13 protein-coding genes, 1 tRNA gene and 2 pseudogenes are annotated in these 20,552 nt (G+C 60.1%); 8 read left to right on the top strand and 8 right to left on the bottom strand.

The window, feature by feature from the left end:
• Positions 1 to 93: 93 nt before the first annotated feature.
• On the bottom strand, positions 94 to 1,098 hold the full coding sequence (locus SZ55_RS21330) for an AraC family transcriptional regulator (RefSeq protein ID WP_044411304.1): 1,005 nt from the start codon (positions 1,096 to 1,098) through the stop codon (positions 94 to 96).
• Positions 1,099 to 1,281: 183 nt separating this feature from the next.
• Here SZ55_RS21330 and SZ55_RS21325 point away from each other — a divergent pair, with 183 nt between their 5' ends.
• From SZ55_RS21325 to SZ55_RS21295, 8 genes and pseudogenes are all read left to right on the top strand, one after another.
• On the top strand, positions 1,282 to 2,139 hold the full coding sequence (locus SZ55_RS21325) for a MaoC family dehydratase (RefSeq protein ID WP_044411250.1): 858 nt from the start codon (positions 1,282 to 1,284) through the stop codon (positions 2,137 to 2,139).
• Positions 2,140 to 2,217: 78 nt separating this feature from the next.
• Positions 2,218 to 2,523 carry a nucleotide pyrophosphohydrolase gene (locus SZ55_RS21320; RefSeq protein ID WP_044411248.1) on the top strand — a complete coding sequence of 102 codons (306 nt, stop codon included), beginning with the start codon at positions 2,218 to 2,220 and terminating at the stop codon, positions 2,521 to 2,523.
• The gene (locus tag SZ55_RS21315; protein WP_044411246.1) at positions 2,520 to 3,272 is read left to right on the top strand and encodes a methyltransferase domain-containing protein; all 753 of its coding nucleotides are present in this window, start codon (positions 2,520 to 2,522) and stop codon (positions 3,270 to 3,272) included. Before SZ55_RS21320 ends, SZ55_RS21315 begins: the two co-directional genes overlap by 4 nt.
• A 50-nt stretch (positions 3,273 to 3,322) precedes the next feature.
• Positions 3,323 to 3,922: a DUF4136 domain-containing protein gene (locus SZ55_RS21310; protein ID WP_044411244.1), complete on the top strand. Its 600-nt coding sequence runs from the start codon at positions 3,323 to 3,325 to the stop codon at positions 3,920 to 3,922.
• A 95-nt stretch (positions 3,923 to 4,017) separates the two neighbouring features.
• Positions 4,018 to 4,575, top strand: a pseudogene (locus tag SZ55_RS27665) (DUF4136 domain-containing protein); the annotation flags it as partial.
• An 11-nt stretch (positions 4,576 to 4,586) separates the two neighbouring features.
• On the top strand, positions 4,587 to 5,081 hold the full coding sequence (locus SZ55_RS21305) for a GNAT family N-acetyltransferase (RefSeq protein WP_044411301.1): 495 nt from the start codon (positions 4,587 to 4,589) through the stop codon (positions 5,079 to 5,081).
• Entirely contained in the window at positions 5,078 to 5,578 is a 501-nt protein-coding gene (locus SZ55_RS21300) for a GNAT family N-acetyltransferase (protein ID WP_044411241.1), read from the top strand. Before SZ55_RS21305 ends, SZ55_RS21300 begins: the two co-directional genes overlap by 4 nt.
• 601 nt (positions 5,579 to 6,179) lie before the next feature.
• Positions 6,180 to 7,126, top strand: a pseudogene (locus tag SZ55_RS21295) (IS110 family transposase).
• Between the two features lie 60 nt (positions 7,127 to 7,186).
• Here the strand turns inward: SZ55_RS21295 and SZ55_RS21290 are convergent.
• The 7 genes from SZ55_RS21290 to selA form a co-directional block, all read right to left on the bottom strand.
• On the bottom strand, positions 7,187 to 7,453 hold the full coding sequence (locus tag SZ55_RS21290; RefSeq protein ID WP_044411238.1) for a hypothetical protein: 267 nt from the start codon (positions 7,451 to 7,453) through the stop codon (positions 7,187 to 7,189).
• Positions 7,450 to 7,701 (bottom strand): hypothetical protein, encoded by a 252-nt coding sequence (locus SZ55_RS21285; protein WP_044411235.1) that lies wholly within the window; start codon positions 7,699 to 7,701, stop codon positions 7,450 to 7,452. Before SZ55_RS21285 ends, SZ55_RS21290 begins: the two co-directional genes overlap by 4 nt.
• Before the next feature lie 461 nt (positions 7,702 to 8,162).
• A tRNA-Sec gene (locus tag SZ55_RS21280) sits at positions 8,163 to 8,258 on the bottom strand.
• Between the two features lie 1,067 nt (positions 8,259 to 9,325).
• The gene (locus SZ55_RS28175) at positions 9,326 to 16,066 is read right to left on the bottom strand and encodes an RHS repeat domain-containing protein (RefSeq protein WP_152644528.1); all 6,741 of its coding nucleotides are present in this window, start codon (positions 16,064 to 16,066) and stop codon (positions 9,326 to 9,328) included.
• A gap of 397 nt (positions 16,067 to 16,463) precedes the next feature.
• A complete protein-coding gene (locus SZ55_RS21270; protein WP_044411233.1) occupies positions 16,464 to 16,910 on the bottom strand; it encodes a hypothetical protein in 447 nt (148 codons plus the stop codon).
• A complete protein-coding gene (gene selB, locus SZ55_RS21265) occupies positions 16,907 to 18,886 on the bottom strand; it encodes a selenocysteine-specific translation elongation factor (protein ID WP_082078310.1) in 1,980 nt (659 codons plus the stop codon). The genes SZ55_RS21270 and selB overlap by 4 nt, the downstream gene beginning before the upstream one ends.
• Positions 18,883 to 20,289 carry an L-seryl-tRNA(Sec) selenium transferase gene (selA, locus tag SZ55_RS21260; protein WP_044411230.1) on the bottom strand — a complete coding sequence of 469 codons (1,407 nt, stop codon included), beginning with the start codon at positions 20,287 to 20,289 and terminating at the stop codon, positions 18,883 to 18,885. Before selA ends, selB begins: the two co-directional genes overlap by 4 nt.
• Positions 20,290 to 20,552 lie beyond the last annotated feature (263 nt).

Below are 20,552 nucleotides of genomic sequence, written 5' to 3'. Positions count from 1 at the left end.
ACCCTACGGCGCAGCAGCGGCGCGGGCTCGCGTAGGGTGGATGACGCTCTTTCATCCACCAAGTCCAGGCACACGGCCTTGGGAGGGGGCGGGTCAGGCGTCAGCCTGGGGGCGGCCTCGGCGGCGGAATTCAACGGGGGTTTCGCCGACCCAGCGTTTGAAGGCGCGGTAGAAGGTGCTGGGTTCGGAGAAGCCGGTGCGTTCGACGATCACCTCGATGCGTTCGTCGGTCTTGAGCAGCAGTTCCTTGGCCAGGCGGCAGCGGTAGTCGGTGACCAGGTCGTTGAAGCGTACGCCGGCCATGGCCAGGCGTTCGCGCAGGCGGCGGGCGGGCATGTTGAGGCGGGCGGCGACCTGTTCCAGGGTGGCGCCGCCGTCCACCAGCAGTTCGCCGATCAGCTCGCGCACCTTGCGCACCAGGTCCAGCCGTTCCACTTCCGCCAGTTGCCGACGGGCCAGGGACTCGTGCATGCGCAGCAGTTCCGGCGCGGCATGGCGCGAGGCCTTGTCCAGCACGGCGGCGTCGAACACCAGCGCGTAGCGCTCGGCGCCCAGGCGTGCCGGGCAGCCGTAGACCGCCTGGTAGCGCTCGGCCGGCGCGCCCTCGGCGTGCATCAGCAGCACCTCGCGGGGGATGAAGTCACCTTCGGTCAGCGCATGGAACAGGCGGATCACCGCCCCGGCGAGCATCTCCGGGAAGTGCCGGTTGCTGCCGATGCTCTGGCCCAGGGACAGCACGGCGCGGTCGCCGTCCACTTCCAGGCGGGCATTGAGGGTGTCAGAGAGCAGGCGCACATAACGCAGGGCGTGGCGCAGGCCATCGCCGAAGGTTTCGCTGGAGAGGAAGAGGTATTCCAGCAGCAAGCCATGGAAGGCCGGCAGGTGGCCGGCCAGGTAAAGGCCGACATGCTCCTCCCCGCACTCTTCCGCCGCGGCCCGCCAGAACTGGGCCTGGGCAGCATGGGGGAAGCGTCCGGCGGGCAGGCCGCCCGCTGGCAGGCCGAGCCGCCCCAACACCTTGTCAGGGTCGGCGCCGCTGGCGCGCAGGGCGTCGATCACCGCGCGCATCAGCGCCACGTCGTCGGTCAGGTCACGCATCATTTTCCGAATTCTTGTCATGCGAGGCGGGGGCCATCTTATGCAGCTTTTTACCGTGCGCTCAAGGCGCGCTTGAGCCGCCCGGACGGATTGACTGCCCTGCCAGGACGCCATGCGGCGCGGCCAATGTGCCGCCGGACGGGGCGGCTAAGCTGCATCGCGTTCGCAACGAGGAGATCGCCCATGGCCACCGACTGGCTCGACCTGCCCACCCTCCCGGCCCTGCCCGGCCTGTTCCTGCGTGCCGCCCTGCGCCGTGGTGCCAGCGGGCGCACCCTGCCCGACCTCGGCCTGCGCACCCAGGTGGAGGTGGATGCCCGCCACCTGGCGCGCTACCGCCAGGTCTGCGGCTTTGGCGACAACGGCCGGCTGCCGGCCACCTACCCGCACATCCTCGCCTTCCCGCTGCAGATGCAACTGCTGACCGACAAGCGCTTCCCCTTCCCGCTGCTCGGCCTGGTGCACCTGGAGAACCGCATCCGCGTGCTGCGCACCCTCGGCGGCCTCGGGCCGTTCCGCGTCAGCGTCGCCGTGCAGGACCTGCGCCCCCACGACAAAGGCGCCACCTTCAGCCTCATCACCCGCCTGGAGGACCAGCTCGGCCTGCTCTGGGAAGGCGACAGCCGCATCCTCTACCGGGGCCTGCGCCTGGACGGCGCCCCCGCCCCCCGCGAGGAGGTCGACGCCCTGCCGCTGACCGAGCTGGACCACTGGCGCGCCGCCAAGGACATCGGCCGGCGCTACGCCCGCGTCGCCGGCGACTACAACCCCATCCACCTCAGCGCCCCCAGCGCCAAGCTGTTCGGCTTCCCCCGCGCCATCGCCCACGGCCTGTGGAACAAGGCGCGCACCCTGGCCGCCCTCGGCGCCCACCTGCCGGATGCCGGCTACGAAGTGGAGGTGCGCTTCCAGAAGCCCGTCCTGCTGCCTGCCGAAGTGCGCCTGCTGGCCAGCGCCGCCGGCCCCAGCGGCCAGTTCGCCCTGCGCGGCAAGGACGACCTGCCGCACATGGCCGGCAGCTGGGCACCGCTGGCCGACTAGCGCCAGCGCCGCCCCCTGCGCGGCGCTTGCACCCCGCCGCCCCCGGCACCAAGCTATGCGGCCTCCCAGGAGAGCCGCATGAACCTCGACGCCATTACCCGCCGCCTGCACGCCATTCGTGACCACAACGACTGGCGCCAATTCCACAGCCCCAAGAACCTGGCCATGGCCGCCAGCGTGGAGATGGCCGAGCTGGTGGAAATCTTCCAGTGGCTGACGGAAGACCAGTCCCGCCAGCTCGACGCCGACACCCTCCACCACGCCGGCCAGGAAGTGGGCGACGTGATCCTCTACCTGCTGCTGATGTGCAGCGAGCTGGGCATCGACATGAACCAGGCCGTGCTGGACAAGCTGGCCGACAGCGAACGGCGCTTCCTGCCATGACTGACGACCGCCATTTCGACGCCCTCGCCGCGCGCTTCGCGGAGAAGATCTACGGCGGCGCCAAGGGCGCCATCCGCCTCGCCGTGCTCCAGGCCGACCTCGGCGAAGCCCTGCCCGAACGCCCCCTGCGGGTGCTCGACGTCGGCGCCGGGCTCGGCCACATGAGCCTCTGGCTGGCCCAGCGCGGCCACCAGGTGACCCTCGCCGAACCGGCCGAACCGATGCTCGACGGCGCCCGCGAGCGCTTCGCCGAAGCCGGCTGCCAGGCCACCTTCATCCAGGCCCCCTGGCAGGCCCTGCCGGAGCAGCTCGACGGCCGCTTCGACCTGGTCATCTGCCACGCCGTGCTCGAATGGCTCGCCGAGCCCCACGCCATCCTCCCGGCCCTGCACGCCCTCACCGCCCCGGAGGGCTGGCTGTCCCTGGCGTTCTACAACCGCGACGCACTCATCTACCGCAACCTGCTCAAGGGGCATTTCCGCAAGCTGCGGCGCAACCGTTTCGCCGGCGAAGGCCAGAGCCTTACCCCCCAGCGCCCGCTGGACCCGCGCGAGCTGGCCGCGCAACTCGGCACGCACTGGCGTGTCCAAGCGCAGAGCGGCATCCGCGTGTTCCACGACTACATGCCCAGCGAGTTCCAGGCCCGTGCCGAACTGGCCGACCTGCTGGAGATGGAACTGGCCCACCGGCGTCACCCGGCCTTCGCCGGCCTGGGGCGCTATCTACACTGGATCTGCCGCCCGCTATGAGCAGCGCCCCGGAAACGGGGCACCCAGAACCCGCCTCGACGGAGGCCACCATGCACCGCGCCACCCTCATCGTCAGCCTGCTGGTGCTCAGCGCCTGCCAGAGCCCCAACCCCTACCAGGCCCAGTCCCTGCCCATGCCGCCGGCCCCGCCCGGCGCCGCCACCCACTTCGACCGCAGCGCCTACCCCGCCGCCCCGCGCGACTTCGGCCGCTACCGCAGCTGGAGCTGGCAGGACGGCCGCCTGCCCGCCGGCAACACCTGGGTCACCCCCGAGCAGATGGCCGAGATCGTCAACGCCGGGCTCGACCAGCGCGGCCTGCGCCAGGCCCACGACCCGGCCGGCGCCGACCTGCGGGTGAGCGCCAGCCTGCGCTTCGAGAAACGCCTGCGCCAATACGAAGACCGCAGCGGCGTCTACTACGGCAACGACCCCTGGGGCGACCGCTACGGCGGCTGGGCCAGCGCCCCGCTGGTGCGCACCTACGAGGTGCAGGTGGCGGTGGTCTACCTGGAGTTCCGCGACGCCCGCGATGGCCAGGTGGTGTGGACCGGCAGCGCCGAAACCGACGCCAGCGGCGAGCGCAGCGACCGCAACCAGGCCCTGCGCGAGGCCACCGCCGAAGCCCTCGGCGAGTACCCGCCACGCTGAAGCGAACCCCTGACAGCGTGCAAAACCTTGACCCAGACCCTTGCCGGCCACCCCGGCATGGGATTGGATAGGCCCCCCGGCCCAGGAGACCCACCATGATCCGCCGCCTGTTCCTGCTCGCCTCCGTCCTGCTGCTGGCCGCCTGCCAGAGCGTGGAGATCGACCGCGACTACGACCGCACCCGCGACTTCGGCGCCTACCGCAGCTGGGCCTGGAAAGAGCCTGCCCTGCAGTACCGCCCCGACGACCCGCGCCTGAAGAGCGACCTCACCGAACAGCGCCTGCGCGACGCCCTCACCCAGCAGCTCGACCAGCGCGGCCTGCGCCCCGCCGCACCCGGCGCCCGTGCCGACCTGCTGGTGCAGAGCTGGCTGATCGTCGACGACCGCCAGCAGCAGGTCAGCACCAACTACGGCGGCTACTGGGGCGGCAGCTGGGGCAACTACTGGGGCGGCCCCGGCCTGACCGAAACCCGCACCTACGACTACCAGGTGGGCACCCTGCAGGTGGACCTCTACGACAGCAAGGACGGCAAGCTCGTCTGGCGCGGCAGCGCTGCCCAGATCCTCCCCGCCACCCCGCCCAGCCCCGCCGAGCGCGAAGCCGCCATCCGCGACACCATCGGCCGCATCCTCGACCACTACCCGCCTCGATGMCCCCCGCCATGCCCGCACTCAGCCACCGCCCCGTGGGCGCGGGTGACCTCGCCGAGGTCGTCCGCTTCCCCCGCGACGCCGACGAACTCTTCTTCGCCTACCCCCGCGCCACCTGGCCCTTCAGCGTCGAGCAGCTGGTCGACGCCATCGCCCAGCGCCAGGGCAGCACCGTCGCCCTGCTGGACGGGCGCATCGCCGGCTTCGCCAACTTCTACCAATGGGAACCAGGCGCCTACTGCGCCCTCGGCAACATGCTCGTGGCCGACTGGGCCCGTGGCCAGGGCGTGGCGCAGTACCTCATCGGCGTAATGGAACAGCAGGCCCGCGCCGGCTACGACGCCAAGCTGATGAAAATCTCCTGCTTCAACGCCAACACCGGCGGCCTGCTGCTCTACACCCGCCTCGGCTACCAGCCCCGCGCCATCGTCGAGCGCCAGGCACCGGGCGGCCAGCGCGTGGCCCTGGTGCAGATGGAGAAACCCCTAGTAGATAGCGCTTCATGACCCTTCGCCTCGCCCACCCCGCCGACCTGCCCGCCCTGGGCGACATCGAACGGCTCGCCGCCGAACGCTTCAGCACCACCCACCTGCCCGCGCACCTGCGCGGCCACACACTGCCGCGCGACGCGCTCCAGCGCGGGTTAGAGGCCGGGTTGCTGTGGGTGGTGGAACACGCCGGGCGCGCCGTCGGCTTCCTGCTGGCCGAGCGTGAAGGCCAGGGGCTGCACATCGCCGAAGTCAGCGTGCACCCCGACCACGGCGGCCAGGGCCACGGCCGCGCCCTGCTGGAGGCCGCCGCCGAACGCGCCCGCACCGAAGGGTTGCCCTGCCTCACCCTCACCACCTTCGCTGACGTGCCCTGGAACCGCCCTTTCTACGAACGCGCGGGCTTCCAGGTACTGGCCGAAGCCGCCTGCGACAGCGCCCTCGCCGCGCACCTTGCCGCCGAGCGTGAAGCCGGCCTCAGCGGGCGCGTGGCCATGCGGCGGGTTGTTGGCTGAGGGCGGAGCCACTGATAGACCGCGCGCCGATGAAAACTGAACGCCTCACCATGCGGAAGTAGAACCGCCCTCACTGCCCTCCAGCGCAGCACCGCACTGATCGTGCTGGTGTTGCCGCTCAGCCTGCTGATTGCCCAGCTCTTCAACGTCTCGGCCCGGCCCCATCCAATCCCTTTCCCTAGGGAAAGGGGCACAGACATAAAGCGCATTCCGAACTTGTCTTCGGCTCAGAAGGTTGGGCGGCGAAACCTGCCCCTTCAGGAGGCCGAGTGGAATCGTCGTGGAAGGGGTTGAGCGACATGGATGTCGCGAGAGCGCTGCCGAGCCAGGGATGGCCCGTCAGCGCGTGCCCCTGGAACGACGATGGAGCGAGGGAAGTCCCGCGCAGCGGGATCCGGATGCAGGGGCGAGCCTTTTTGGTTTCTTTTTTGGCGACTGAAAAAAGAAACTTGTAAGTTGTTCCACACCTGCTTCAGACCGCCAGAAACTAGATCTCCAGATCGTGGGCGAGCGAGGGTCGGAGCAGGTTCTTCTTGATTAACCCGAACGGTTGCCTGAGCTCAAAGCTCGTTTCTGCAAGTCAGGGTGAGAGAGGAATGCCATGAACCAAGAACTCCTCGTTGTCGGAATCGATATCTCGAAGAACTTTCTCGATGTCTTCGTCAGTGGCAGCGCTACGCTCCAGCGCTATGCCAACGACGCTTCAGGTAGGGCCCAACTGGCCACCGATATGCTGGCCTTGGCACCCAACCTCATCGTGGCTGAGGCAACGGGTGGCCTGGAGCGTCTCCTGATTGCGGAGCTGGCTGCACAGCAATTGCCGTTGGTACTGGCCAATCCAAGGCAGGTCCGTGACTTTGCCAAGGCATCGGGCCAACTGGCCAAGACTGACGCGTTAGATGCTCGGGTTCTCGCCACATTCGGGATCGCCATTCGTCCCACCGTACGGCCGCTACCCGAGGAGCAAGCGCTCGAACTGGCGGATCTAGTTGGGCGTCGGCGTCAATTGGTCGACATGATGGTCGCCGAGAAGCTGCGCTTGCAGCAGGCAGCAGGCAAGGCCTTGCGGCGTGACATCAAGCTGCATATCCAGTGGCTGGAAAAGCGCCTCAGAGCCAGCGATGCAGGGTTGAATGATGCCATTCAAAAATCAGAGATCTGGCGGGCCAAGGATGACTTGCTGGCTGAAGTGAAAGGTATTGGGCCCGTATGTCGAATCACGTTGCTGGCTCTACTACCAGAGCTGGGCCACCTGAACCGCAAGCAGATTGCGGCATTGGTGGGTGTCGCGCCCTTCAACCGGGACAGCGGCTACTACCGGGGTACCCGGCGAGTTTGGGGTGGGCGATCCGAAGTCAGGAAGGTGCTCTACATGGCCACGCTGTCGGCCATTCGCAGCCGCAACGAGGTCGTGCACAGCTTCTATCGGAGACTAAAAGAACAGGGAAACCCGGCAAAGTAGCGGTCGTCGCCTGCATGCGGAAACTGCTCACCATCCTCAATGCGATGCTCCGTGATCAGGCACATTTCAGGCCTCAAGTGGCTTGACGCTGAACACGGTTGCTCGCCCGGCGAGGCGAAACAGGTGACATCGGCAGAACTCGAAAATCAGCTTTGGCACCTAGCCTTATCCCCAGCCAGCTGCAGCAGACGGCGGAACTGTTCGATGGCCTTGTGGATATCGTCCCGGGTGTCGCCGTCCCAGTCCTCCACCGCATCCAATTCCAAGCGCAAGGCGTAGAGGCGCTGCTCGATCTCCAGCAGCTCATCCGGCCCGCACTCGCTCGCGATGGCGTCCCAGCGCTCGGCCGGTGTCGACACCCAGGGCGGCAGGTCGCCACGGGCGGCTTCGATCAGGTGGGTGAGGCGGCTCATGCGTCCGGCGGGGGGGCGTCGATGGGGCTGGTCTGGCCGGCCTCGGGCAGCACCTCCCCGGTCAGCAGCCACCAGCGGAACTGTGGATAAAACCGACTCAATTTCTCCAGCTCATCTGCGCCGAAACGTGCCTTGCCGCGCTTGATGCTCTGCCAGCGCACGTATTCCTTGCTGTTGACCTCGGCGAGGTCTTTCAAACTGGTTATCTCGAGCAGATGAAGCGCTCGATCAGCCATCCCTTCAGCCATGGAATCACACCAATATGGACCATTGCCATAAATCAAAATCTGTGGATAATGCAGCGATGGAAATAGTCCATATGCCGCATCGCCTGGAACGGCCGGAATACTGAAGGAACCCTCCTAGAACTGGAAGGGTTACTCCTGCACGGCTAGGAATCCGAGCGGCGCTATGGAGTACCTAATGGACCCGCTTGAAAGGAGATTGAGCATGGCTGACTTCACGTTCGATACCGCCTGCGCGCTGATGGGCCGCACCGCCTGGATAGAACTGAACTGGCCCGACGTCCCGGAGCCCACCTTCACCTGCGTGCATATCGTCGGCGTGGTGATGGCGATGGAGGGCGTCTACGACGCCCCGCACTTCCTCACCTTCCAATACAACGGCTCGCAGATGTTCCCGGAAGAACTCTTCTGGTCGGACATCCGCGCAGTGCATCCGGTAAGGACAGTGAAGAAGGGAGGGAACGTGGCGGAAGGCAGTGGGAGTCGAACCCACCCAGGAACGGCTGCCGTCCCCCACCGGGTTTGAAGCCCGGCCACGCCACCGGGCGTGATTGCCTTCCTTGTTGACCTGCAGGGCTTTCGCGTCAGCTCCGTTGCGACCTCACGTGGAGTGTCTACGAAGCGTCGATAGTTCGACGACCGCTAGCGCGTCCGCCTATGCCCTAGAGCGCGGCGAGCATATCGCATGAGCATCTTCATGCGCCAACGCATGGGATGTGCGCTTTGCGTAAATAGCTCTCTGCTAATCGCCAATAGCAATCATTGCTTGAGCTTTTCCCAGAGACAGGCTCTAGCCCGTCTTAGGTTCTGAACGAAACGCACGCTAGGAAACGTGGCGTGCTGATCAGGGAGCCAACCTCTGTTTGGGCTTACACCAACGTCTCACCCTGAGCCCCTTCTTCAGCGGCGGTTGGGGTTGGCCACGCTAATAATCTTTTGCAGCGTAAACATAGATTTAAGGTGAACAACGCCTATCAGGTGGCAGGGCGTTGATGATAAATCCGAACCTACAACACTTGGACACCCGGGCGAAATTGGAGCAGTGGGGGGATGAGGTGGCAAGCGGGTAAAGATAATTACGCTTTTGAATGACATATGAGAAAAACTGCGCAGGCGGGCCTTTCTAATAGCTGGATAAATATCAGAAACTTGCCCACCCATAAAATAAGCAGGAAACAAGAAGCCTCCCCTAGCCTGAATAAACGCATGAACAGGCAAGCACGGATAGGCACATTACCCCCTAGTCACTATCACGTATGGAATAAATATAATCAGACAGAAGTATCAAATCGAGATTAGCCATATAACCTTCTGCCGTTCGAGCCTCAGGCTTATAAAAACCCGAACTTCCGTCATGAAAATTCTCGGGCCTAAGTACAAAACGATTACTATCAGACAGACTCAGGTGCCACTCTGTCTCCCCGCTATATTCACGCATACCCCTCACCAATAAATCATAAACTCTACCAGCATCCTCAGGATGCAAATGGAATGAAATTCTTGGGTCTATCTCCAGATCTGTAACTTTATTAGGAGCCAAAGAAAACCACCCCACTCGCGCAAGTATCCTTAGCAAATCCAGAAAGATAATAACAGGAACATCACTACCCGAATAATTTCTCACCATTTAAAACCCCGAGCGCAGTAGCTGATTAGTTTCAGGAGCCAAAATGCGCCAGCTGAATCCATCAGAATTATACATCCTCAACATATCTAAATAGCTAGACTTCGCGATAGGAGCCGAAGACACAAATGGATCAAAAATATACTTTCCGTCGGTATATACAGAATGATATGCATAATTCAGATCTTTCCCAACCTGTATCATTGGTCCGACAGGACCTCCCCAACTGTATCTTTCTCCCCATCTGGCCTCCCTCCCCGCAAAAACAACAACCTTTCCCTCGCCGACTGTATTCAATAATCCGCACGCGACTGCAGTACAATAACTATTCTCGTTGATAACCAAATCCCTCAGCCTCTCGGACGCCGACAGGCTAGGCACCTTAATAAGCCCACTAAATTGTTCTGCAACAGCGACTTCCAACTTGGAGTTTATCGACCGGACCAGCGCACGCCCACCCGCCGAGACCCCAGACATAAGACTAGCCGCTTCAAATACACCGGAGCCAACTCGCTGATCTAAACTCGTTGGAGATAAAATGTCTGGAAACCAACGCATTCCAGCCCTAGTGACATCGCCCATAGGACCTGGAAGTAACATCTGATTACTTAGTTCCGATTTGTACATCCCTAAAGCGAAGTCACCCCAACTCTCAGGACCATTCAAAGAAAAAGCATTATAAAAAGCCAGACTCATATTATGAGTCGCCAATTGAAACCAACTTCCTCCACTTGAAACTTCTTCAAACACATACCCAGTAGGATCCACACCACTAAATGGTGAGTTAAGGCCATATGAATATCGATTAAAAACCTGAGAGTTACCTACATCCTGGTAAACTGTGTCAGTACTAAGAAATCTTCCAATCCCCGCATCATAGACACGACCATTCATATGTATCAGATTATTTGCTGGCAAATGCTCATGCCCTGTAAAACCACGCTTAGACACTTGCATTGGAAGTGGCGAATCGGACCAGTTTCCACCACGTAACGAACCAAACGGTGCATAAGCTGTTCGTTCAATGACACCAGCTGACTCGTTCGAAACCGTATCGATGGAACCAAGTTGATCTCTCAATTGATAAAAATACCGAGAAACACCAGTAGCTACATCCTTCTGGTACTGCAGATAGTCACCAATATAGCGATTTTGTTTTCGCCCACCATTATCAACAGTTTCTTCGAATTGTCCTTCATCGAGATAGAAGGAAGAACTATTAACGCTTTGCTGGAAAAAACGCCTCCGTTCAGGGTCATATTCAAACTCACTTACACCCTCTGCACTGGTTATTCTTAGAGGCTTGTCATAGACGCTATATACAACTTTCCTGCCCGGAGCACTAATCTGATTGCCGCGTGAGTCGTAACAGTAGAAACCTGATGCGCTCTGTAGCACGGCGTGAGGGCCTGGTTCAGCACCACCGCTAGCTTGGCAAACTGCCTGTCCCGCGGCGCTATAGCTCCCATATTGTAAGGTCGCGTTCATCGGATTCTGCAATACATTGCCAAGAGAGTCATACGCGTAGCCTCCCTGAATCACTTGCCCATTTAAAGTTCTTGTAGAGCTCAGTAGACGCTGAAGACCGTCATATATGAAAGTTTCCTTGTAACCTCTGGAGTCCTCACGGGTGGTTAGAACACCATTTTGGCTATAACTATAAGCAAGACTTTGAATAGGGCCTTGCGCGCCACTACTTTGTAGACTGGTTAACCAGTTTGTGCCTGGCGCATAAGAATAGTCACTAACTACGCCATTGCCATAAGTCACCCTAGTTATATTACCAATATCATCTTGGCTATTTATAGTCCGTAACGCTGTTCCTGTCGCAAGGTCGACCTCCCCAGCAGCATAACCATAGGCATTGTAGCGATATTGCAGATTAAGCCCAGAAGCATCAGTAATCTGAGCAAGGCGACTGAAACCATCGTAAACATAACTATCCAAATATGTCCGGGTCATGCCTCTTGCTTTAATATCGGTCAAACGTTGAATCAGTCGCGCCTGGCTGTCATAACCAAAAACTTGCAAGAAACTCTTATCCGCTTTCCCAACACCACTAAGCAGCCCAATTGCATTTGGGGCGCCATCAAATGTCCAAGCGGACTCATCCACGATCGTGCCCTGGGGGTTGATATCCAGCCTGCGGACCATCCGCCCTAAAAGGTCGTAATCCTGTCGAGTTTTACTACCATCGCTGGCCGTAGTTTCCTTAAGCTGCCCAGCTGCATCATAGGACATGACGCGTGTACCACTATTAGGGTCCTGTAGAACGACCCGGTTTCCGGCGAGGTCATAAGCCATCGTCACATCGGTTGCAGGGGAATTATTCACTCTGATGAATGTCAGGTTACCGTCTGCGTCATAGTTGTATCTGACGTTGCTTTCAACAGAACTACCAACTGCATTCTGGCTTAGCTCCAGCTGACCGAGAGCGTTATTTTCTCGACGCTCAATGCGTGTTTGAATGCCTCCCGCGTCGTAACTCAATGAATATTGGCGCCATGCCCCTCCACCTGCCCTTGCTCCATAGCTATAGGAAATCAGCGCACCGCCACTGACTTGTTGAGTAAGAGGTCGGTCAAAACTGTCCCACGTCGTCGTTAAATAATTAGGGGTAAGACTATAAGGCTCAGTTTTTTTGATACTACGTCCAAGTGAATCATACTGAGTATCGGTGTAAATCCACTCGCCAGAAAATCCTTGGTGGCGCTCTCGGATGGTACGCGCAAACTGATCGAGATAAGACCATCGCTCAGGCTTTCCTTGCCCGCCATTTGCACCGACAGTCCGCTTTTGTATCGCCATTACCGCGCCAACGGGACACATTGCACCACTACCGCATAAACTGAAGATGGTCTGCTCACTTGAGCCGTCTGGATGATGAACTGATACCTCTCTCCCGAACGCATCATATTCATAAGCCGTTACCAGCCCATTAACATCAGTGACAGTAAGTGGCTTACCGGTAAAGCGATCAAAGCTGTACCGCTCAGTATGTCCTATGGCATTTTGCTTTTTAGTTGCCCAAGGCCCATGAAACTCACCCTCTATAGTAGTTCTGGTGGCAAAATCAGCCCCTGCAGTAGTCGTGGACGTAACTCGACCATTTGCATCCCGCGTATAACTCAATGTGTACTCCAGAGACGGAGCACCAAAGTAACGGGTCTCGCTTGATACAGCTAGCGTGCCAGGTGCAGCAGTGAATTTTTTCGTGCGCGAACGAGTTTTTCCCGCATGAGTTGTCTGCTCAGATTGACTGGTTACAAAGCCCAATAACCATGCACTGTCATCATTGGATAATTGACTAGTTACTATTTTGGTGTGTATCGGTGCGCTCAAGCCAGATGCGGAGCCAGCTGTCCGAATGGTACTGACTTGTGGACTACCGTATGTATCAACTGATTGTGATGACTGCACGGCAGAGACCGGAGCCCCACCGTCGAACTGTTCTTGGGTCTGAAACTCTAGATATGGAAAGTACGACTTCCCAGTAACCGTCTCAATTTTGTTCCAAGTATTACTAGTGCGAGAGACCAGTTGCGCCTCCTGAAATACCTCCTCCTTGATCACTGCACCTATAAAAGGAAAATCTTGTCGCAAAGTCCGCACGGAAGCTCTTCCACGAGTCGTGTCTTTAGCTTCTATTGACGAAAACCCCAGAAACCCACGCCCTAAGCGATTAAGCCGCGCCCCGCTATATTTAATTTCTAGAACATTGCTACTACCAACTCCATTTGCTGTTAGAAGCTTGCTAACCACTGGTAGTCCAGAACGCACAACCGTGTCAGGGAACGCGACTCCAGAAGCAGGTGCGTGGATTGAGGGATTATTTAACTTACCATACTGAATTTCGACTAGATTCCCAGAGCCGTATGAGATCTTACTAAGCAGACTTGGAAAGTCTCGCACTTGCCCATGGAGTCTCCACTTAACGCCGTAAAAAAAGGGTTTCCCAGTAACATCATGCAGCAGATCAGGAAGACCCAGCATTATTTCGTCCACCCCCTTGCCGGTATAGTCACCAGGAAAGACTTCAAACGGATCAATTTTTACACCTTCCGGATTATATCCACAGCTGATAGCCATTCCTGAATAAAGCAATAACTCTAGTGCTTCCGCCGTACTATAATCTCCCCTAGCACGATTATCAGAAATAAGCCGATTAAAATCCGTAATCGACTTCCGGCAATATGGTTCTAGCTTAGCAAGATCAGAACTAAACTCCCTACTCAGCGCCACACCAGTAGGTATTTTCTCAAAAGAATTACCCGTATATCTAAGAAGATAAAATAGTGCATCCTGACCCGGGTACAAAATCTCCTGAGCGCCATCTCCATCATAATCGAATGCTCTTGTAGGATAGTCAGCAGCTGCCGAACGAGTTTTAAACAAGGGAAGAACTTCAGTGGATGGGTATGCAGTATCAATCCGTTGAAACATACTTCCCGAAGGAGATGAGCCTGTATTTAATAGAACTGACAGCGTACTATTTGAACCTTGCACCAAATAGTCCGACAGTCCATCACCGTTCAAGTCGGCGCTTACCGCACGATCTGCGTTCATCCCAGTGGACACAAGAGAGCTATCGCTTAGCACCACTCCCTTTTTCAGTACAGAACTATGAAGAACACCTAGCTTTTCCGTCATTATCTGAATGCCGCCAGCGGGATCATGTGCAATAGGTAAAAGCCAGCGATACTGAGATAGCGAAAAGCCAGACAGCCAATTAACTCGGGTAAATGTAGGTGCTTGAGTTGTCCCCCCACTCAAATAAATAGACCACTGACCGTTAACCGGCAATAAAAGATCATCCTTACCATCTTCGTTTGCATCTATAGCATTTCCTGCAATGTATGAATTTTGCAGCAATCCTGATGAGTACTTAACTATTATCCCATGACCGTCAGCCTGCCAAGTTTCGCTAACAGGAATATCTCCACTTTTTGTAATAGCCCACCACTGTAAAGTTTTTAATGGATTATTAACTTGCGAGGCAACAATCTTAAGGTACAATATTTCCTCTGAGCCGTCTCCATCGTAGTCAAAGCGACCAAGCGATAATGGCTGCTGAACTCCCTCATATAAAGTCTGATCCGAGATCGTAACCCCATTCGACTTTATTAGACCAACTCTCCACTTGTTTCCTGTGGAGATATATGTGCGCGCAAACTCCTTAGCGCCATCCCCATCCCAATCAATAGGCAAAAAAGTCTGACCTGCCGATCGACTTATGTATGTGCCTTGAGAGATTTGCACACCAGGCATCCACTGCAGTGCCTGATTGACATACTCGAACGACGCTGGGCTTTCACATTGCTTGCCACCGTTCCCCCAACGGCACGCCTGAATACTAGATAGAACCATATAGAGAGAGTTTTCTGGAGCTTGGTTATACGAAAATTTATATCGAGCCCTTTGAGTTCCGCCAACAGCAATATTTACAGCCGAGACTATTTTCAGGAGCTGACTATACCCACCACCTTGATATTTTCTGAGTGCCGCGACTGGCTGATACTCAAAACTTATACCTATGTCAGAATATGAAATCATTGTCGGCAGAAGTGAGTCCGAATTTGGATCATAATCATACTGAACACTATTCCCAAAGCCATCTACACTGGATTTAAGCCCCCATATATATTCAGCGACTTTACCTTTTGTTGAAATACTTGCAGAACCCCCTCCGTATATGAGTTTTTCGCCGCGCTTTGTCTTAACTTCAAAAGTAGGCGAGGTTGCTGTACCACTCTGTGTAATTCGACTAAAACCATCTATCTCGCCACGATAGACGCTACCTGGCTGTAGATACTGGCCAGAAACCAGCTTTAGATGGTTGCCGTCCAAACAAAGTTTGTCAGTGCCTGACAATGAAACAGGAATGGTGGAGCCTTCTTGGGCAATAGTTGAACCACAGCGATAGATTGCAGATATGCCTGCCATACTCCAAGAGCGGCCGAGCATCCCGTTATATCCCACGCCTTGGTATGTAATCGCCAGTGAAGGCTGCATACCATTGATGCCAGGAGGAACATCTAATGAGTGGCTAAACTGCACATTCCCATCTAGTCCCACACTCACAGAGGGAAGAGACAGATTTAAAATCTCATATGCCTCAGGAGCCCCCCCAAGAATTGCCACCTTCCCCTCCCCGCCCTGAGTCCGAGTTGCATATGTCCAACCTGTTCTTTCTAACGATGTTACAGTTGCTCCTTGACGTGGATGTGTTATCCGAACAGAGAGACTTCCGCCTAGCGCCTTACCTAAAAACTCGATTACTGATCCATTGTTAAAAGAAATATCCATCCCCAATTCTTGACCGCTGGCCTGAAATATCACGCTATCTTTGGATTCATCAGGACTGATAACCAGCAGCTCACCAGACGTTTCTAGCGGCTGAAGAATTAATTCTGAACGGGTGTCTCCATCCACATCTGCCGTGTAATGATGAAATGGGGCTGCCACCCACGCCGTACCTTCCAAACGACGCTTATCTAAATTGTAAATAACTTTGTAGCGAGCCCCATCGCGTAACAGAATCTGACTTTTGAAAGGAGGTTGATTAATAGACCCATCAACCGAAGTGAAGTTGATAGCTTTTAAATATATATCTTGGCGCCCATCGGAGTTATAGTCGCCCACATAAACTTCTAGATTTTCAACGCGCCACTCGGCGCAAAATGAAAAAAAAGGAAAAACAAGAAAAAGAGACGCACTTATAAATGCAATAATTCGAGACAGCATCGCTTTCGCCTTCCATAGCTTATGATTGGGATTTCTAGTGCAATGGTACGGATAGAATGCAAAAATCAGGAAGCTGTCAACGGCGCAGATACACTTTTCAAGGTGGCAAGCGCACTTCCAAACTTTGGTTGGCGCTGACTATAACCCTGTACAAAGAACACTTCCGTAGGCAGTGCAACGTGCAGGCTAGCGTAAAGCATGGTGGCACGATTTCTTGCCAACTTATCTTGGCAAATACCGAACTTAAGGCTCTCCTTCAGTCAGTCGGATAACCGCTAAATGCTGTTCCAGCTCTAGAATTTTTGACGATCGAATAGACGAGATAGTCTCAGTCCGACATCGAATCCCTTTCTGTAACTCGCGACAAGGAAATCTGTGCGATCAACATTGAACGCAACTAAGTGATCCTATACCTCCACAACAACCACCCATTGAGTCTGTAAAACCCCACCGCATGACCACTACCCAAAACCCCCGTCACCAAATAAAACGGCCAGCCATCCAGCAGAAACCGCGCCGTATGCCCACTGAACAACGGCTGCCCCTCCAACGCGCCACCCGCCGCCAGGGCATCCGGGGCGTTGCTGAGCAGTACGACGGCCAGCCCAAGCCCCGCGCCCCAGCAGAACCCCTCCCACGCCGCACGGCGTAGCCCACCCCGACCAGCCAGGATGGCGCGGGCCTGGCGGGTGCCCAGTGCCCACACGGCGATGGAAACAGGCAGCAGCCAGCAGGCGGAGAACAGCAGCGCGGCCTGTGCGTCAGGGGCGGCTGCCAGGGCGATGGCGCTCCAGCCGAACAGGAACAGGGCCGCATCCACGGCCCCGACGATCCAGGGTTTCATCCTTTGGCTCCTTCACCGGGCGGGGCGACGTCGTCGCCGATCAGGCCGCCAGTGTGCCCGGCACGGTGCGTCCTACAGGCCTTGCCGGGCGGGGCGCTCGCGGTGTGCCGGGGGCTAGGGGGTGAGCGGGTGTAGCCGATGCGGTCGAAGTGCTCCAGCAGCTGGATGCTGCGCTTGCGGCCGAGGCCGATGCGGTCGCGCCAGTGGGCGGCCTTGATGGTGCCGTGGGCGACCTGCAGCTGGCGGGCGTGCTGGGCGAGTTCGCGCAGGGTGGCGTCGGGGTAGAAGAGGTCTTTCACCACCTGGTGCAGGTGCCCGAGGCGGGCGAGCTTGCGTTGCAGCAGGCGCATGGCGCTTTCGTCCACGTTCAGTTCGCGGGCCAGGTCGCGGACCCAGGGCGGGTCGTAGCGGCCGGCCTCCAGCAGCGGCCAGATGCGCTGGCGCAGGGCTTCGTCGGCGTCGTTGAGCTGCACGCGGTGGCCGGGCAGGTGCAGCCAGGGGCCGCTGGCCTGGACGGCCTCGCGCACCATGAGCTGTTCCAGCAGGGCGATGAAGACCGGGCGCTCCAGTTCCGACAGGGCGTAGCGGCGCAGGCGGTCGCGGTCGGGGCCGAGTTCGTCGGGCTGCTCGGCGTGGAAGCGCGCGAGGCCGTCCAGCAGGCGGTTTTCCAGGGCCTGCCAGCGGGCGCGGGTGAACAGCCGGGGGCCGAGGCGGGTGTCGATCTGCAGGGTGTCGGGCGGCAGCTGCCAGCCGCTGCGGGGGCGGTTGAACTGGCGTTCGAGCAGTTGTGGGTAGAGGCCGTTGTCGGCGGCGTCGAGCAGGGCCGGCAGTGCCTGTTCCAGGCTTGCGCTGCGCAGGGCCTGGAGCTGGGCGAGGCGTTCGGTGCTGCGGCGGTTGCGCGCGGGGGCGAAGGGGTCGAGGACGCGGCCGCCGCCGAGGGKGCGCTGGGCGGACTGGTCGCGCAGCACCAGCCGGTCGCCATGCACCGCGTGGGCAGGGGCGTTGAGCAGCAGCTGGGCGAAGGCCTGCTGGCCGGGGGCGAGGCTGTTGCCTTGCAGCAGGGCGACGCGGCCGGTGACGTCCTGGGCGCCGAGGTGGACGTGCACGGGCGTCCAGTGGGCGAGCGGATGGGGCTCGCCGGGCAGCAGGTGCAGGTCGATGTCGATGCGGGTGGTGGGCGCGGCGAGGGCCGGCGCCAGCAGCCAGTCGCCCCGGTGCAGGTCGTCGACGGCGAGGCGCTCGCCGGCAAGGTTGATGGCGACCCGCTGGCCGGCGCGGGCGCTCTCCACCTGCTGGTTGCGGCTGTGCAGGCCGCGCACCCGCAGCAGGCGCCCGGAGGGGCTGAGCACCAGTTCGTCGCCGATGCGCACCTGCCCGGCGAAGGCAGTGCCGGTGGCGACCACGCCGGCGCCGGAAACGCTGAAGGCGCGGTCGATGGGCAGGCGGAAGAAGCCGTCGTCGCGGCGGGTGGCGGCCAGCAGGGACTCGCCCAGCAAGGCCTGGCGCAGGGCGTCGATGCCCTGGCCGCCGAGGCTGTCCACCGGGAACACCGGGGCGCCGGCAAAGGGGCCGGGGGCCAGCAGGACGGCGATTTCGGTGCGGACCTGGGTGATGCGCGCGGGCTCGACGCGGTCGATCTTGGTGAGGGCCACCAGGGCGCGGCGGATGCCGAGCAGTTCGACGATGGCGAGATGCTCGCGGGTTTGCGGCATGACGCCGTCGTCGGCGGCCACCACCAGCAGCAACAGGTCGATGCCGCAGGCGCCGGCGAGCATGTTGTGGACGAAGCGTTCGTGGCCGGGCACGTCGATGAAGGCGGTGCTCTGGCCGTCGCCGAGGTCGGCGTGGAGGTAGCCGAGGTCGATGGTGATGCCGCGCTCGCGCTCGGCGGGCCGGCGGTCGCCCTGCTGGCCGGTGAGGGCGGTGAGGAGGGCGGTCTTGCCGTGGTCGATGTGGCCGGCGGTTCCGACGATCACGGCAGGGCTCCGTCGAGGTGGGGCAGCTGGGCGAGGAAGGCGGGCTCGTCGTCGAGCTGGCGCAGGTCGAGCCAGAGGGCGTCGTCGTCGAGGCGGCCGATCACCGGGATGGGCAGGGTACGCAGGCTTTCCTCCAGTCGCCGCAGGGCGCGGCCGCGCAGGCGCTTGGGCTGCTGCGGGCGCAGGCAGAGGGCGGCGCTGGGCAGGCGGGCGACGGGCTGGGCGCCGCTGCCGATCATGCCCAGGGCGGGCTCGACGCTGACCTGCCAGATGGCGCCGAGCTGGGTGGCCAGGGGCGCGGCGAGGCGCTGGGCCTGGGCGAGGATGTCGGGCTGCGGGCGGCTGAGCAGGCGCAGGGTGGTGAGGCGTTCGGCGAGGCGCTCGGGGTCGCGGTAGAGGGCGAGCACGGCTTCCAGCGCGGCGAGGGTGAGCTTGTCCACCCGCAGGGCGCGCTTGAGGGGGTTCTTCTTGATGCGGCCGATGAGTTCCTTGCTGCCGAGGATGAGCCCGGCCTGGGGGCCGCCGAGGAGCTTGTCGCCGCTGAAGGTGACGATGTCGGCGCCGTCGCGCAGGGCTTCCTGCACGGTGGGTTCCTTGGGCAGGCCCCAGCGGGTGAGGTCCACCAGGGTGCCGCTGCCGAGGTCTTCCAGCAGGGGCAGGCCGTGGGCGTGGGCGATGCGCGCGAGGTCGGGGGTGGCGACGCTGGCGGTGAAGCCCTGGACGCTGTAGTTGCTGGTGTGCACACGCATGAGCAGGCCGGTGCGGGGGCTGATGACGGCCTCGTAGTCCTTGGCGTGGGTGCGGTTGGTGGTGCCCACTTCGACGAGCTTCACGCCGGCGCGGGCCATGATGTCGGGGATGCGGAAGGCGCCGCCGATCTCGATCAGCTCGCCCCGGCTGATGACCCCTTCCTTGCGTGCGCCGAGGCTGTTGAGGGCGAGCAGCACGGCGGCGGCGTTGTTGTTGACCACGGTGACGGCTTCGGCGCCGGTCAGCTCGCGGATGAGGCCGGTGATGAGGTCGTCGCGGTCGCCACGCTTGCCGCTGGCGAGGTCGAATTCGAGGTTGAGCGGGTAGCGCGCGGCCAGGGTGATGGCTTCGATGGCCTCCTCGGGCAGCAGGGCGCGGCCGAGGTTGGTGTGCAGCACGGTGCCGGTGAGGTTGAACACCCGGCGCACGCGGCTGGCGTGCCAGGCGGCGAGGCGTTCACCGGCGCGGCCGGCGAGCACGGCTTCGCTGAGTTCGATGGCGGCGAGCTGGCCCTGGCGGGCGGGCTCGCGCAGTTCGTCGAGCAGGTCGCGCAGGGTTTTCAACAGGGGCTCGCGGCCGTAGCGCTGCTGCAGCGGCGTGCAGGCGGGGCTGCGCAGCAGGCGGTCGACGGAGGGAAGGCGGGGGGCTGACATGGGGGATTCCTTGAGCGGCGTCCGGGTTAGCGCGTGCGGGTTCGGTAGCGCGGCTGGCAAGGGATTGCGCTGGGGCAATGCCTATTACAAGCGCGTCCCGCCATCGTCATAACGCGCCCTGACGTGGGAGCCAAAATACCTCGGGTGCCCACTCCGTACTCATGCGGAGCGGAAAAGGTGGGGCGGGGATAACGCCCCTTCAGGAGGCCGAGCGGAGTCGGTGCAACGGGGGTTGAGCGGTATGGATGCCGCGAGAGGCGCGA

This window comes from Pseudomonas sp. FeS53a, assembly GCF_000931385.1.
GTDB lineage: Bacteria > Pseudomonadota > Gammaproteobacteria > Pseudomonadales > Pseudomonadaceae > Metapseudomonas > Metapseudomonas otitidis.
The sequence above is the reverse complement of the archived record's forward strand: the minus strand, read 5'-3'. Positions and strand labels throughout refer to the sequence as shown.

Bases quoted from the DNA above. Each gene is read 5' to 3' on its own strand.
- SZ55_RS21330 (WP_044411304.1), bottom strand. From the start codon at position 1,098: ATGCGTGACCTGACCGACGACGTGGCGCTGATGCGCGCGGTGATCGAC.
- SZ55_RS21325 (WP_044411250.1), top strand. From the start codon at position 1,282: ATGGCCACCGACTGGCTCGACCTGCCCACCCTCCCGGCCCTGCCCGGC.
- SZ55_RS21320 (WP_044411248.1), top strand. From the start codon at position 2,218: ATGAACCTCGACGCCATTACCCGCCGCCTGCACGCCATTCGTGACCAC.
- SZ55_RS21315 (WP_044411246.1), top strand. From the start codon at position 2,520: ATGACTGACGACCGCCATTTCGACGCCCTCGCCGCGCGCTTCGCGGAG.
- SZ55_RS21310 (WP_044411244.1), top strand. From the start codon at position 3,323: ATGCACCGCGCCACCCTCATCGTCAGCCTGCTGGTGCTCAGCGCCTGC.
- SZ55_RS21305 (WP_044411301.1), top strand. From the start codon at position 4,587: ATGCCCGCACTCAGCCACCGCCCCGTGGGCGCGGGTGACCTCGCCGAG.
- SZ55_RS21300 (WP_044411241.1), top strand. From the start codon at position 5,078: ATGACCCTTCGCCTCGCCCACCCCGCCGACCTGCCCGCCCTGGGCGAC.
- SZ55_RS21290 (WP_044411238.1), bottom strand. From the start codon at position 7,453: ATGAGCCGCCTCACCCACCTGATCGAAGCCGCCCGTGGCGACCTGCCG.
- SZ55_RS21285 (WP_044411235.1), bottom strand. From the start codon at position 7,701: ATGGCTGAAGGGATGGCTGATCGAGCGCTTCATCTGCTCGAGATAACC.
- SZ55_RS28175 (WP_152644528.1), bottom strand. From the start codon at position 16,066: ATGCTGTCTCGAATTATTGCATTTATAAGTGCGTCTCTTTTTCTTGTT.
- SZ55_RS21270 (WP_044411233.1), bottom strand. From the start codon at position 16,910: ATGAAACCCTGGATCGTCGGGGCCGTGGATGCGGCCCTGTTCCTGTTC.
- selA (WP_044411230.1), bottom strand. From the start codon at position 20,289: ATGTCAGCCCCCCGCCTTCCCTCCGTCGACCGCCTGCTGCGCAGCCCC.